Origin of the sequence: Allomuricauda sp. R78024 (genome assembly GCF_044596045.1) — a bacterium.
In the GTDB taxonomy this organism is placed as follows: Bacteria; Bacteroidota; Bacteroidia; order Flavobacteriales; family Flavobacteriaceae; genus Flagellimonas.
Window position 1 is genome coordinate 3792894 of record NZ_CP138995.1, and the last position, 15319, is coordinate 3808212.

At 36.5% G+C, this 15319-nt stretch carries 13 protein-coding genes; 1 reads left to right on the forward strand and 12 read right to left on the reverse strand.

The genetic code is table 11. The annotated features are described in order from the left end of the window. Window positions 1–5 precede the first annotated feature (5 nt). The 7 genes from SJY44_RS17150 to cyoE form a co-directional block, all read right to left on the reverse strand. A complete protein-coding gene (locus tag SJY44_RS17150; protein ID WP_396590640.1) occupies window positions 6–542 on the reverse strand; it encodes a DUF420 domain-containing protein in 537 nt (178 codons plus the stop codon). Beyond that, window positions 539–1285, reverse strand: coding sequence for an SCO family protein (locus tag SJY44_RS17155; protein ID WP_298929271.1), 747 nt, complete (start codon window positions 1283–1285; stop codon window positions 539–541). The genes SJY44_RS17150 and SJY44_RS17155 overlap by 4 nt, the downstream gene beginning before the upstream one ends. Continuing rightward, complete coding sequence (locus SJY44_RS17160; protein WP_396590641.1) at window positions 1266–1898, reverse strand: hypothetical protein; 633 nt, start codon at window positions 1896–1898, stop codon at window positions 1266–1268. Before SJY44_RS17160 ends, SJY44_RS17155 begins: the two co-directional genes overlap by 20 nt. Before the next feature lie 69 nt (window positions 1899–1967). Beyond that, on the reverse strand, window positions 1968–2351 hold the full coding sequence (locus tag SJY44_RS17165; RefSeq protein ID WP_298929277.1) for a cytochrome C oxidase subunit IV family protein: 384 nt from the start codon (window positions 2349–2351) through the stop codon (window positions 1968–1970). 52 nt (window positions 2352–2403) lie between these two features. Beyond that, the gene (locus SJY44_RS17170) at window positions 2404–3378 is read right to left on the reverse strand and encodes a cytochrome c oxidase subunit 3 (protein ID WP_298929280.1); all 975 of its coding nucleotides are present in this window, start codon (window positions 3376–3378) and stop codon (window positions 2404–2406) included. 92 nt (window positions 3379–3470) lie between these two features. Then, window positions 3471–4052, reverse strand: coding sequence for a cytochrome c oxidase subunit 3 (locus SJY44_RS17175; protein WP_298929283.1), 582 nt, complete (start codon window positions 4050–4052; stop codon window positions 3471–3473). A gap of 6 nt (window positions 4053–4058) precedes the next feature. Next, window positions 4059–4961 (reverse strand): heme o synthase, encoded by a 903-nt coding sequence (gene cyoE, locus SJY44_RS17180; protein WP_298929286.1) that lies wholly within the window; start codon window positions 4959–4961, stop codon window positions 4059–4061. Between the two features lie 123 nt (window positions 4962–5084). Between cyoE and SJY44_RS17185 the strand changes: the two genes are divergently transcribed. Then, the gene (locus SJY44_RS17185; protein ID WP_396590642.1) at window positions 5085–5990 is read left to right on the forward strand and encodes an MBL fold metallo-hydrolase; all 906 of its coding nucleotides are present in this window, start codon (window positions 5085–5087) and stop codon (window positions 5988–5990) included. A gap of 67 nt (window positions 5991–6057) precedes the next feature. Here SJY44_RS17185 and SJY44_RS17190 read toward each other — a convergent pair whose 3' ends face one another. The 5 genes from SJY44_RS17190 to sprA all read right to left on the reverse strand — a co-directional run bounded on the left by SJY44_RS17190 (window position 6058) and on the right by sprA (window position 15309). Continuing rightward, complete coding sequence (locus SJY44_RS17190) at window positions 6058–6408, reverse strand: hypothetical protein (protein ID WP_396590643.1); 351 nt, start codon at window positions 6406–6408, stop codon at window positions 6058–6060. A gap of 141 nt (window positions 6409–6549) precedes the next feature. After that, on the reverse strand, window positions 6550–7254 hold the full coding sequence (locus SJY44_RS17195; RefSeq protein WP_298929293.1) for an energy transducer TonB: 705 nt from the start codon (window positions 7252–7254) through the stop codon (window positions 6550–6552). Window positions 7255–7306: 52 nt separating this feature from the next. Next, a complete protein-coding gene (locus tag SJY44_RS17200) occupies window positions 7307–7708 on the reverse strand; it encodes a VanZ family protein (protein WP_396590644.1) in 402 nt (133 codons plus the stop codon). Beyond that, entirely contained in the window at window positions 7701–8081 is a 381-nt protein-coding gene (gene gcvH / locus SJY44_RS17205) for a glycine cleavage system protein GcvH (RefSeq protein ID WP_298929299.1), read from the reverse strand. Before gcvH ends, SJY44_RS17200 begins: the two co-directional genes overlap by 8 nt. A gap of 112 nt (window positions 8082–8193) precedes the next feature. Continuing rightward, complete coding sequence (gene sprA, locus SJY44_RS17210) at window positions 8194–15309, reverse strand: cell surface protein SprA (protein ID WP_396590645.1); 7116 nt, start codon at window positions 15307–15309, stop codon at window positions 8194–8196. Between the last annotated feature and the right edge of the window lie 10 nt (window positions 15310–15319).

The following is a 15319-nucleotide window of genomic DNA, read 5'->3' on the forward strand; positions in this document are numbered from 1 at the left end:
GAGTTTCAATGTTGGTAATAAGGCGAAATCATTAAATATACTATTACACCCGTAATAGCAACATACAACCAGATTGGAAAAGTATACTTAGCCCATTTTCTATGAGCTTCAAAATCGCTTAAATAAGCTTTTGCATATGTTCTTAAAACTAAAGGGATTACCGCAATTGAAAGTACAATATGTGTTATTAAAATGAAGTAGTATACATATTGAATTAATCCCTCCTCGCCATATTTTGTGCTTTCTGAGGTCATGTGATAGGCCACATACATTATTAAAAATAATAAGGAAAGTCCAATGCAGGTCATCATCGTTTTTTGATGAAGATTTCTCTTTCCGTTTTTAATGGCCCAAACAGCAAAAATCAATAAAATTGCCGTTATCCCATTGATGGAAGCATACACAGGTGGTAAAAAAGATAACGGTTCTGCATTCGGAATTTTATATCCAAATAGAAGAGCCACTACCAAAGGGATTACAATGGATATTATAGCAATCCATCTATTAAATCGTTTTTCCCTAACCGATATTTCTTTGGTCATTCTTCCAGCAATAATTTTTTAATATCCTCTTTTAACATTGTAATCTGCTGCGGTTCACCTTCCTTATTCACACTTTGTTTTTCGGTAATGGTGCCACGGTAATATATTAATGGGTTTCCGTGTTCATCATCTCTGGAACGAATGTATCCTTCCTTATCAACCAATGCAAACATTCCTGAATGTTCAAAACCACCTGGAGCGTCTTCTGCTTCATTAGCAACAATGTAAAAACCTTCCTGAGCCAATTGATATATTTCATCTCTATCACCAGTCATTAAATGCCAATCTACGTCCGTGATTCCGTAACGTTCCGAATATTTTTTTAATACCGTTGGGGTATCATATCTAGGATTAATAGTAAAAGAAGCTACTCCAAAATCCTCATACTCCTTAAATGTATCCTGGAGTTCTACCAGATTCTTGGTCATTATTGGGCAAATAGTTGGGCAGGTAGTAAAGAAAAATTCAACTACATAGACCTTTCCAAGGTAATCTTTATCTGAAATAAGTAAACTGTCTTGGTTTAAAAATGAGAAAGTTGGGACCCTTCTTTTTTGACCATTGTTTATAATAAAACCAACTTTCTTTTGAAGAGAACGAACACTCATACGGTCATTTTTAACCACTGAACCACTCTTTAACCGATTTACGATTCTTGGAATAAAAATTATCCCGAACACTAGAATGATTAGAGATACCCAGACGTAAGTATATTTCTTTTTGCTATTTGCTCCTGTTGGCATTATTTTTCTTTAAAGCGAGACGGTATTCCGCAAGAATTATTTTAACATCGTCCTCCATTTTATTGTTAAGCTCTGCAACGGAGGTTGTGCTAAAGCCATATTTAATCCCTTCATCCTCATCGTCATTACGTCCTCTAAGGTTTCTGTCCTTATCAATTATAAAAACGTAAGAGGTTCCCAAATTTTCATCTAAGTACAAGCCAGTTTTTAAACCTTGGAAGAAGGTTTTTATTTCTGCTTCACTTCCATATGCAAAATTCCATTTATCAACATCTGAAAGCGCTCCCAGTTCATCCTTTAAAGATTTGACTTTATCTTCAGTTCCTTCAGGAACAATCATTACTATTTGAAAATCGTTGAATTCGCTAAAACGCTTGTAAATTTTCTGATTGAGATTGAATGCATTTCCCTTTTTTTGCTCTATATCACTCCCTAAAAAACCTAAAATGGTAATCTTGTCATCTAGGTTCACTCCATTATCTAGTTCTGATACATTGGGAATATTCTCCGTAAGAATGGGCAATCTTCCAAAGTTGTTGATACCAGATGCAAAAAATAAATAGGCCACCAACGGGAAGATGAACAAAACAACTAAAACAAAGGCCTTTTTCATTTTAATCTTACTAGTGTAAAAATAAAAAAGACGGTCAATAAACCGCCTTTTATTACTGTTAATACTTTCTTAGAAGTCCCAAGCTAGGAAACCATCTTTAAATACATTATAAATATAATCTGCTTCAAAAAGTAGAATAAATATCAAATAACAAACCAAGAAAATTGGAGTCCACACAATTGCTCTTCTTAAAGCGCTTTTCTCATCTCTTAAGTGCATAAAGTCCCAAGCAATATAATAAGCTTTAACCAAGGTAAGGATAATGAAAATCCAGTTAAGGAGTTTCATTCCCAGAAAGTAGTTTTTGGTCAATACTTCTGGTTTTACTATACCCAGACCTACTTCTATCAATGTTACGATGGTTAGAAAAATAAGTACACCCCAAATCTTTTGGATGTTTGACTTGAATTTTACAAGTCCTCTAAAAATTTCCAGTTTATGTTCGTGTGCCATTTAAAACGTTTATGTCCTGACTTCCATTTTTGTGGAAGTGATAATTAAAATTTTATACCAAATAAAAGAATGTAAATACAAATACCCATACTAAATCCACAAAGTGCCAGTACAGACCAACTTTCTCTACCATTTCATAATGGCCTCTTTTTTCATAAGTACCTAAAATCACATTAAAAAATATGATGATATTGATCAATACTCCAGAAAAAACGTGGAAGCCGTGAAAACCGGTGATAAAAAAGAAAAAATCTGCAAATAGTCTACTCCCGTATTCATTGTGGATAAGGTTGGCCCCTTCCACCACTTGGGTAACATCTTTGAGCTTTGCCAAGGATTCTTGACGAGTTAATAGCGTTTTCTCTCCTTCTTCATTAATGGTCTCTGTGCGAATCAAAATATTTGGACTCGCCTTAAAACCTTCAACTACTTCGTTAAGCGAAAAAGATGTCTTATAACCATCTGCTTGATACCAGATACCTGCGTTGTTCTCATGTTTTATTCTATCTTCTGGCAAGGCTTTGGAGAAATCCCTTAAAGCAGCTCGCTCCCCTGTTTCAGCATTTACAAACTGAATAATTCTACCTCCCTTGGTTTCTAATGCTCCATAGTCTCCTTTTATAAAGGTCGCCCATTCCCAAGCCTGCGAACCAACGAAAATTGCACCACCAATAATGGTAGCGAACATATACCAAATGACAGCATTTTTCTTCATTTTATGTCCTGCATCCACAGCAAGAACCATGGTTACTGACGACATTATCAAAATGAAGGTCATGAAAGCAACATAAATCATAGGGTAATTCCCATGGAAAAAAGGTACGTGGGTAAAAACCTCATCGGCAATTGGCCAAGTTTCTATAAACTTAAACCTAGAGAAGCCGTAAGAAACCAAGAAACCAGAAAAGGTCAAGGCATCTGAGACAATAAAAAACCACATCATCATTTTTCCATAACTAGCATTTAACGGGCGGTTTCCGCCTCCCCAAACGCTGTCTTCTGAACCGGTTGTTACCGTTGTATCCATAAAAAAGGTCGTTTTAATAAAACTTTCACAAATTTACATCTTTTGGTGTATTCAAAAAGATAAAGTTGAATGAAAACTGTTTCTCTTAAAATTTATTTTACGAAATACATGAATAGTATTAAGTAAACCCAAAGAAAATCTAAAAAATGCCAAAATGTGGCACCTAATTCCATCCCCAACATATTATTGGGCATATACTTTCTTCTTAGCTGTTGCACTAAGACCACAAGTAGCGAAATTAACCCCGCGAACACATGGACGATATGCACTGCTGCAATTAAAAAAACATAAGACATTTTGATGCTACTGGTAGGTCCAGTAAAATAATATCCGTTTTCAAGCATTTGCGAAAATCCTACAAATTGCAGTACAATAAAAGAGATTCCCAAAACAAGGGTTATCAATAAAAAGATTGTTCCTTGTTTTTGATTATTTTTCCCTACCGCCAACTTGGCCAACAAATAGGTCAAACTACTCAAAATAATTATGGCTGTGCTTATGAAAAAGGCTTGCGGCAGTTCCAAGTCACTAATCCAGTCATCCCTTTTACTACTTACAATGTAAGCACTTGTCCAACCTGCAAAACCCATAATTAGGCTCACAATACCAAACCAAAGCATCATCTTCTTTGAGCGCCTGTTTTTCTCTTCTATACTCCCTTGGGTTAAATCCATATTTTTCTAACTAATAAACTTATCAATAACATAAATTATTTGAATCAATGAAATGTAAGTGACACTGGCCAGCATTAATCTTCTTGCCGAAACATTATCTCTTTTTTCATAGAGCCTAAAGGCAAAAAACAACATAACCAAACCAGATAACAATACTATAACAGCTGCAGGAATGGACAAATGCAATCTTCCTGTAAAACCAAAAGCGGGCATTATGGAAATTACAATCATCCAAATGGTGTACAATATAATCTGTAATGCTGTACCGGTATCTTTCTTTCCTGTTGGCAGCATTTTAAAGCCTCCTCTTTTGTAATCTTCATCCAACATCCAACCTAATGCCCAAAAATGTGGGAATTGCCAAAAAAACTGAATCATAAATAAAGTTCCTGGTTCAATTCCAAAATCATCTGTTGCCGCAACCCATCCCAACATAAAGGGAATAGCTCCGGGAAAGGCTCCAACAAAAACAGAAAGTGGTGTTTTTGTCTTTAATGGTGTATATACACTTGTATAGAGAAATATTGATATGGCCCCAAACATTGCCGTTTTAGGACTTAGTAAATACAACGCCACAACACCAAGGATTGTCAATGCAATGGCGACTGCCATAGCTGTATTAACGGACATACGCCCAGAGGGAATAGGCCGATTTTTGGTACGGTTCATTAACGCATCCAAATCTTTTTCAATAACCTGATTGTAAGCGTTGGAAGCTCCTACCATGCAATAACCGCCAAATGCAAGCAAAAGCAGAGAAATCAAATCTATTTGATAAGCGCCTAAAAAATAGCCCGCAATAGATGAAAAAACCACGCTAACAGCCAGTTTGGCTTTAGTGATTTCCTTAAAATCAGTAAAAATCAAGGACCAGGACGTACTTTTTACGGAACCTACAGCAGACTTCATCTACGTTTTATATTGGCTGGCAAAGATAACGTCAGTGTGCATCTTTTCCAACCTATTGACTGTCTTTATGTTATTTTTGAACCATCATTACGTCTTATTTAAAGCGAATTCAAAATAATAACCATGAACCGAAGATTTTTTTTGCCATTCCTATTTCTTTTTACCCTTTTAGTACAATCTCAAGACCAAGAAGTTAACATTACGGTAGATACCCTAACCCAAAAAGTATTTATGCTTACTGGACGTGGCGGTAATATTGGGATTTATGTTGGAAACGAGAAGGTATTTATGGTTGATGATCAATTTGCTCCGTTAAGTAGTAAAATTAAAGCTACCATTGCCACTCTTACAGATAAACCCATTACCTATTTGGTAAATACCCATATGCACGGTGATCATACTGGTGGGAATGTAAATTTTAATACGGAAGCCACTACATTGGTGGCTCAAGACAATGTGCGCAAGCGTCTAATAGATAAAGGACAGCAAAATTTAGCAGCAAAAAAGATAAGCCAGGAGGAATACGAAAAAAATCTTCCTGAGATTACTTTTTCTGAAGGCCTTACGTTTTATGATGGCGATGAGACTATTATGGCTTTTCACGTGCACAACGCACATACTGATGGAGATGCCATAATTTATTTCGTAAACGAAAATGTACTACACATGGGTGATACCTACTTTTCTGGGCGTTATCCATATATTGATTTAAAGAGTGGTGGAAGCATTGATGGATATATTGCAGCGCATAGAAAGGCATTGCTGGTTATTGATGAAAACACCAAAATTATTCCCGGTCATGGAAGACCATCCAATAAAGCTGAGTTAGAAGTGTATGTTACCATGCTTGAAGATATAAGAACCATTATCCAAAAAGAGCTAGCTGCCGGAAAGTCTTTGGAAGCCGTAAAAACCAATACCGCTTTATTGGCTAAATATGATGCCACGCATGGCAATGGATATATTAACAGTGAAAAAATGCGAGAGGCGGTTTATATGAGTTTGTTCAAAAAAGTGAAGGGTTATTAAATGAATAGGGGAAACCATATGCTACAAATAATATTATCATTTTACTTTATTTATAACAACTCAACACTCATTTAGTTATATCAATAAACTTAAAATATATAGTATCATAAATTATTACAATTTTAACAGTATCATTAGATTTCTTTTTGATAAGTCTGTAAGGGCCGGAAAAATCACCCAATACGGTTGGATTTTTGTTGGTTTTTGCCTTAAACAGCATAGGGCAATTACCTGATAATGAAATACTATCATTTAATAGAACCATTCCCCTTTTATACTTTACTTTTTTTACAAAAATATTTATCTCAGACTCATCTTTAATTAATACATACTCATCAGATAATCTCTCAATAATAATAATTCCGAAAAAAATCAAGACGAGTACAATAAAGAAAATCAAGAATCTAGTAAATTTCATGTATCAAAAATATTAATGAAACGGATTATCATCGTTTTTGGTAATATCCATATTTAAGCTATAACAAAGTCACAGTAACAAAAAAAGCCCTAACGTTTCCGTTAGGGCTTTTTCTTTCCTGCCTCAACAGAAAATAATATTTTACTGAAGTTTAAATGTAATTGGAATACTGAAAGGAACTTTTACCGCTCTACCTCTTTGTTTTCCAGGAGTCATTTTAGGAAGCTTATTGATAATACGTAATGCTTCTTTCTCCAAGTTTTTGTCCGGTCCACGCATTCTAATATTCCCGATACTACCGTCTTTCTGAATAACAAAAATTACGTTTACCCTACCTTGAACACCCATTTCTTGGGCAATTTCTGGATAACGGAAGTTTTTACGGATATGCTTTTGCATCATATCCTGAAAACATTGCTTCTTATTACTTGACCCTTCGCAACCAGGAAATACAGGCACATCTTCAATTACAGCAAAGGGAACCGAAATATCATCATCAATTTCCTCAACCTCAACCTCTTCAACTTCCATTACTTCTTCTTCCTGACTGGTTTCTGTTGATTCGATTACAGTTTCTTCAACTTCTTCTTCATCTTCAACAACCTCTATGATTTCTGGTGCAGCTGGTGGTGGTGGTGGTGGTGGAGTTTTTATCTGCTCCGTCATTGGCACCTCTTCATCCAACTGATCTTCAATATTCATTGAAATATCATATTCATTGGATTTATCATATTTTTTCCACTCCATGGCTCCATAAACCAACCCTAAGACAGCGGCCAGCCCTATGACAAAATAGAGCGAACTGTTTTTTGCTACATCTGCTTTTGGATTCTTTTTTAGTTCCATCGTTTTAATTTTAGTGTTTGCTAATTTAATTATTAATTGGTTAAATAAGCAATTAAATTTTCCATTTTAACGGCCTTTCTTTAGAAAAATACCATTTAATTAAGCCAACTCCTACAAATGCCCCTAATGAATTGGCTAAAACATCACCATATTCAGCCATACGATTTGTAGTAGCCGTGTATTGTAACACTTCAATAAATATGCCATATACAATGCCTATAACCAACATTATTGCAAGAGTTCTACCCAGGCTCATTTTACCTTGTGTTCTTTCTCTTATAAACATGCAACCCAAAACAGCAAAAATCAAATAAAATGAAAAGTGTGTTATTTTATCAGCATAAGGAATGTTGACTGTACCAGTGTCCAATCCAGAAAAAGAAAATAAGCTGAGCATTGTAATGAACAATACCCAGCTTATAAATAATAAGGTAAAAATATGCTTCTTAAGCACCAATCAATGCTTTATAGTCTTCATCACTCATTAAAGCATCTACTTCAGAAGCATTGCTCATTTTTATTTTGATCATCCAGCCTTCCCCATATGGATCTGTATTTACCTTTTCAGGTTCATCTTCTAGGGCTTCATTAAATTCTACAATCTCGCCGCTTAGGGGCAAAAACAAATCAGAAACCGTTTTAACAGCTTCTACAGTGCCAAAAACTTCTTCCTTTTCTAAAGTCTCGTCCAAAGTTTCAACTTCTACATAAACAATATCACCTAACTCTCCTTGAGCAAAGTCCGTGATGCCCACAGTTGCGATATCTCCATCTATTTTGATCCATTCGTGATCCTTAGTATACTTTAATTCTGCTGGTATGTTCATTGTTTAATTTGTATTAGTCAGGTCACAAATGTAAAGGATCAGACATAGCTTTTCAAGTAAACTTGAAAACAAAATCCATGTATTTATAAAATAATCTTTAGGTAAAGAAATGCTAGTTCCCGAAGTTATATCTAAGTGTAAACCCTGTATTGATAGTGGTTTGAGGGAATGCAGTAGATACGGCAAATTGCGAAAAGGAATGATCATAGAAGAATAAGGCATTCAAACTCTTGCTCAAAGCATAATCCGCAGTGAACTTGATCGACATTAGTTGTTGTCCCGAAGTAATCTGATTGTTATCAATATCCAAATTTCTAATTATGGTGATATTATCTCTAAGGGATAAATCAGCTTTAAGATTTAGGTCACCTTTCAATCTCGTTTTTTCACCACCAATATTGGTCACAAATTTTACATCTTTAAAACGGTAACCCAATCCTAAGGTGTATTCCTTTCCATTAATTTCGGTAAGCAAGTTATTATCAAAACTTAAGGACAAGGTTCTATCTGTTCTTACCTCAGCTAAAAAGCTAAAGGAGCTCTTCATTTCAAAGTCTACGCGCATCAATGGATTGAACTGATCGGTAAGTACTACATTATTTATAATGTTCTCTGGAAGGAAATCTCCAGTTTCAGGATCAGTTGTTGTATTCTCTCGCTCTAAATTGGTCTGAAAAGAGTTGATACTATAAGCGGCCCTATATCCATGACTCAATGAAAAACGTTTAAACTTCTTTTTGAACCATCTATTTTTCATCAAACCTGTATACTTAATGTTCCAGTTTGGAATTGGTATTTCCCTGAAAGCATCTAAATTGACACGATTTACATCTTGTCCCGTATAAGCTGCGAAAAATGCAGGGAGCAATACTTCTTGTTGAGTTTTTCCATAACGCTCTGGAAATCCATCCGCATCCAGCGTTCCAGGATTTTGCCCTCGGTCAGAAACCAATCTGTTGGCAATGGCGATTCTATTTTCTTTAAATTTATCGAAGGTTTCAGAATCAAACTCATCACTTTTACTGAATACCGTTCCGATCATTACTGTAGATATACTGAAATTTCCGAAGGTATTGCCCAACAAATTTTCATACTCAAATTCACCACTACCTAAGTCATTTACTTGGAAGTTTTCTTGGTAACTATTGGACAGTTGTCTATCCGCAGTAAAATCTATGGTCAAGTCTTGAGTAGGCTGTGCTGTAGCTGTTATATTTAATTGTTTGTTGGTGTTCTGCATATACTGGGAGTTGAACTCTGTGAATGTAGTCAGCCATCCTCTTCTTGCAGCTTCAAAACGCACATCTGATTGACTTCCAAAAACAAACCCTAAAGTAGGTCTAGCAGTCCCAATAAAACCAATGGATTGTGTATATCCTGGTAATACTTTTCCGTTGTTTTCACTATAATTCACATTGACCCTCTTTACCATGGTCACAATATCAACCAAAGTATTAAAGGCTTTACTTGTCTTTTTGGGTGGTTTTTCATCTTCGGACCCCGGGTTACCCGCCTTATCACGTCTTACCCTGGCCTGGGTTGCCGTCACTTTTCCACTTTTCTTTTTAAGCCCTATAAAATCATAAAAGCGTTGCATGGTCAAATTGGCCGTTATATTATGTGTATTGGCATTTTGAACCGTGTTAATACTTTCTCCCGGATTTTCTAACTGTACCACCTCATTCAAAGCATCACCACCACGTTGCCAGTCAAAATTACTGGTATAGGTGTATTGCGCATTGATAAAATTCAAAAACGGAAATTTGCTAAACGGCAGTTCATAATTCAATTGCATTTGCTGGGAATGCCTATTGGGTTCACCAATGTCAAAAAATCCATCCCATAAATCCAGCGCTTGATTGATTCCTGAATCAGAATCATCGTCAACATTAAAATAATTACGTACTATATTATTGTTAGATGCTGTCAGATTCAATCGCAGCGATTTGGAAATACTATAATTTAATGCATACTGCCAGTTAAATAGGTAATTACGTTGCTGTAGCAATGGCAATTCCAAAGCATCTACACCTGGCTCCAATACATCTCTAAAACGTTGTTGGTTAAATGAACGATTGTAGTTTGCATTTACTGACAAGCTCGTAGGCAATAAATTAAAATTGAGTTCTTTAAGCCATTGCCAGTATTTACTCATAAATAATGAATCCTTCTTAACAAATGGCGCAATTGGAGCTGGTTTGAAATTATGATTGTAAACAAAACCAGTTGTTACGTTTTGGTCGCGTAAATCTGCAACTTCAAAATCTCTATGATTGGTTTCATTATAAGAATAATTGAAAGTGAAATTTTCTACATCAAAAAAGTTCTCTTCTGCCTCATCACCTCTATTTTTACGAACTCCAATAAGGTTGATACTTGTTCTTTTTGTGTAGTCCTCCGCTTGTTTTTGAATGGTTTCAGCGTCTTCTGGCGTAGTTGCGGCTGCAATACGATCATCTAACTTTAAATCATCATAAACGGGATCAAACTCTGGAGTAATCAAACTTTCTGAAATACCATAATTAAACGGAAGTTGGATTCCCCATTTTTTTGGTAACAATTGACCCACATTTACATTGGTAACCACATCATAAGAAATGGCATCTTCACGTGAACGTTCATTAGGCATCTGATCAATGGAACCAAAACCTGAAGTACTTCTGCTTCCTGTTGCGGTAACATTTGCAAAATCTGCCATGTTTGCATCCAATGCAGCAATTGCGGCCCATCCGCCATTGTTATCCAAGCCAGCCAAGCGCAATTCATTAAACCATACTTCTCCCCTTGCAGGTAAATCGTCAATATTTTTAACACCCACCATCATTCCACGAATGCTTCCCAATGATGGATTACCACGAATTCCTATACGTAACCTGCCTAATGTTCTTGGTGCAAATTCATCTACCAAAACCGCCTGCCCATCTATAATCTCATAGTAATTGATATCATTGAGACTCTGCTCTGCAATCCCTCTGGATTTCACCTTGTTCAAATCACTTAGGTCAATATCTATCTGATTTACGTCTGGCCATATTTCATCTGGAGATGTCACATTAAAAGATGTAAATTGAAGTGGTAATTCTATTTGATAAAAGTTCTCTGAGAAATCAGTTCCTATTCGAAGAAAACCAACCAAAGGAGTGTCATCGTCAGAGTAATCCCCATTCAATATTTTTTCGGCATGCATGAACATTTTAATACGCTCATACTGTCGCACATCAATATTGACATTTTTAAAGACCCCTCGAGAATCTTCAGATTCCAAATTTTCCACTACAAAAGACAATGACTGCTCATTCTGTCTAATAATAGTATTGTTATTATTCAATTGTTCTCTTACTACTCCTGGAGGCAACACATATGGTATAGGTTGTCTACCAAAGTTCTCTTCTATATTAACTGTGTTCACATCTGTCACCGTACCGTCATCAGAAGGGTCATTGTCAATATCTGGTTGCAAAGAATTGGTATAAGTCCTCCAATCTCCACGAACAAGGTCCAAAGTAGCAAAACGCAGGGCCACATCATCACTAAACCCGGTAAGGTACATCCGCATAAAACTTATGGAACGAAAATCTGTTATTCCACCAACCGCATCTGTAAAATCACTTAATGGAATTTTATATTGAATCCACCTTCTGTTCAATTGGGTACCATTAGGAAGATCTGGAGTAAGTCCTTCCCTAATATCCGTTACATATTGATCATCGATGGTTGTGTTTGGTCTAATTTGAATACGATATTCATAGTAGCTATTAACCGTGTTCATGGTTAAATCTCTATCAATATCCTCTACATCTGGCAAGGTTGTTGACCCCCTATTTGTGTTACTTACTGCCACCGGGGAGTTGCCGTCTGTGTTGTTAAAATCTAAATAACGCTCCAAAATACCACCTTCTCTATTTAAATAGTATTGATAGTTATCCAAAGCAGGATCTTCACTTGGTCCGTTGTAAATGGTTTGCTCTTCAGCGTCATCCAAACCATCTAGTCCAATATCTTGCAATACCCTGTTTGCTTCATCTGCATCAAAAGCATAAACCAAAGATTGCGTAGAGGGTACTTCCCCCCAAATAGTGGTTCTAGGGACTTCAGTATTAGTACTTGCAGGCAATCCATTTTCATATTGCTTTCTACCATCTCTCAAAATGTCTTCTGATATATTCCCTAAGTTCAACACCAACTCCCCTGCATTTGCATTGTTGGTTTCGCCATCCACATAAGGGTCTAAAACCCAAAATTGAACGAATTCAACATTGGATTGCTCAAAATTGGTACTGCTCAATGGACGCATAATACCAGCCCATTTATCGTCTGGCGTCTCCGTTTCAAAGTTTGGGTTCGCATTATAGGGCCCTTTGTCATTAGGGTAATACACCAAATCTAAAGTTCCTTGTACCTGAGTTTGACCCTGAGCAATATCTGTTTCTGCAAAAACCTCATCTATAAAAACCCTACGAGTAGAGTTTAATGAAATGTCATTATCAGACATCCCCGAAGGTCTTTGATTGGTATAAAAAATTGGATCAATTGTATACCAAGCCATTTTTGCCCGTTCAAAACCGACACCAATATCTGTTCTATCTTCTAAAAACTCTACAGGCGGACTTGCTAAGGTCCACCCTAAAGATGAACGAATATCAATTAAAGCTTGCGCTCCTTCAAAGTCATCTAAATATGTTGTGGTTTCTCCTTGAAAATCTGCATTCTTTGGAGAATTGGGCTTCAAGAACGCAACTTCTCCCCTTACTGATAAATTGGAAGGAACATCTGTATCAATATTAGGTAGCTTATTTGCTAATCTTGTTAAGAATGGTATCTCGGTACTGAAGTTTCCGTTCAACCCAAAAATGGTATTGTTAACCGGTTCAACGCCAAAATTAGATTTTTGTGTCAGTGGTCTTTCGTTCAAATTCAGAAGAGTACCTCCCAGCACAAAGTTCTCATTGAATTTATGTTCCACGTTTATTCCCGTAAATCTTCTAGTTTGTTGACCAAAAACGGCATTGTTCTCAACTGAAATATTGATAGGCGTATTGGAAGCTGCCAAACTAGGGTCTAAAATCTGCACAGTACCTGCTTGATAATTTACGGTGTAATCTATTCCTTCTTGTAATTGACGACCACCGGCCGTAACCCTAACTGAACCTCTAGGTACGTTAAATGCTCCTATTGGAATACCATTATTTCCTTGTGATTTATAGCGCCCTTTAAGTTGGAAGCGATTCTTCTCCGCATCCTGTAAAGAAGCTGCTTTGGTCTTTGCATACATATTACGAAACACGTAACGTTGCTGGTTAACGTTGTAGCCTTGGTCATTATCAACATCATAGGTCCCACCACCCAATTCTTCAAAAAGAAACTCTCCAAATGGCTCCACTTTCGTGAAAATGATACGTCCAGACTGTGTATCTACAGTAATTCCTGGCACGTAATCAAAAAACCCATCTCCACCAGGCTGTACGTCATTGTATACATTTAATCTATCCAAGTTGAAGATGTCGATAAGAATACGTTCTTCATAACCTACTGGCCATCCTGCATTTGGATCAACCGGTGTTATGTAGTTTCTTGGCGTAGGATCAGAGTATAGAATATTTAGTTTAAAATCTTCTTCGCTTAATTGAAATGCTCCCGTGGCATAGATGTTCTTCATCATCAAATCCCAAATAGGATCATCTACGTTGGTAATATTACTTTTCAGTAGTTTTAGAATCAGGGTATTGTTTTCTATAATTGGATTTACTCCTCCAGAAACCGTCGTAGCATCAACTCCTCCATTGGCAAACTCTCCTACTTGGAACACTTCGCCATTAATGGTGTATTGAAACGCTACCCCCAAAACTTCATCATTACTAAGTCGCTGATTTAAAGAAATATACCCTAACTGCGTATCGAACTGATAATCTCTTCCTTGCTCAAGTTTTCTTGCGTTTTCTAATATGGCATAGTCAAAACCTTGATTGGCTTCAACATTAAACCCAGCCTCCACCGTAGCAATATCTCTAATTGACGATGTTAATTGCCCTCCATTTCCAATAAGTGCCGGGTCAAAATCGTTTGCTCCATTTCGTGGTAAAGCTCCTGGTTGTAGAACATTGAAGAATCCTCCTGGAGCATTGCTTTCTTTACCTATCCTAGTCACTTCTCTTCCGTCAGCACCAAGTTCCACTTCTCCTAAATCTTGAATAGCGACTACGTTCCTAACATTTAATGTCTGTTGATTACGGTTGGTCACCCAAACTTCTAATCTAGTAATCTGAACCTGACTTTGAATAAAAGGGTAATTTGTTAATGCACGATCATAATTGTCCCTAAAGTACTGCGCTAAGAAAAAGTGTTTGTCTTCATCATAATCCAAAGCTGTCAAAGCAAATTCATTTACCGTTCCTCCTCCTTGAGCAACTACTGTATTGTTTTGTGACCGTTGTTCCGAAAAAACGGCTGTCACCGTGGTCCTACCAAATTGTAGTTGCGTTTTTACTCCAAACAGACTTTGCGCGCCTGTAATCAAGGAACTGTTCAATGGCATATTTACATTACCAATCTCTATTTTACGAAGAATATCATCTTCGGTTGGCGTGTAATCTATTTTTACCAAATTCTGAAAATCAAAAGTTGCTTCTGTATCGTAGTTGGCAGTTACTTGAAGACGTTCCCCTACTTTACCCAAAAGACTCAAGCTTATTCTTTGATCAAAATCAAAAGAAAGATTGGTTCTGTTTCTAGGCGAAAGGGCGGGGTTATCATTTTTTTGCCATAATACTCCTAAGTCCATCGCTACGGAACCCTGTGGAATTACTTCAATCGTGTTTCCTCCAAAAATGGATTCAAAGAAACTGCTATTCACATAAAAATTGGGCAATAGATTTTTTCTAGCCTCTTGACTTCCTTCCTTTTTCCCTGTAAAAGCGTCAATTTTTTCTTTGAAATATGCTTTCATTCGTTCTTTTCGAACGAGTTCAAAATATTGATCTGGAGTAAGAATAATAGGGTGACTTATATCAAAGTCTCCAACACTTTCTGTGTAGATATATCGATCTAGTTTAGAGTCATAAGAATATTTAGCAATAACGCTATCTGGGTTCTCCAATATCAATTGACCAAGTGCAAAACCGGTTTTTACCGAGTCCTGAACTTGCTCATTGGTCTCCTGGCCTATTAGGTTGGTGGCTATCAGAAAACATACAAAAAAGAAAAAGTACTTAAATCTTAATGATTTAAGCATTGGTTTTGCC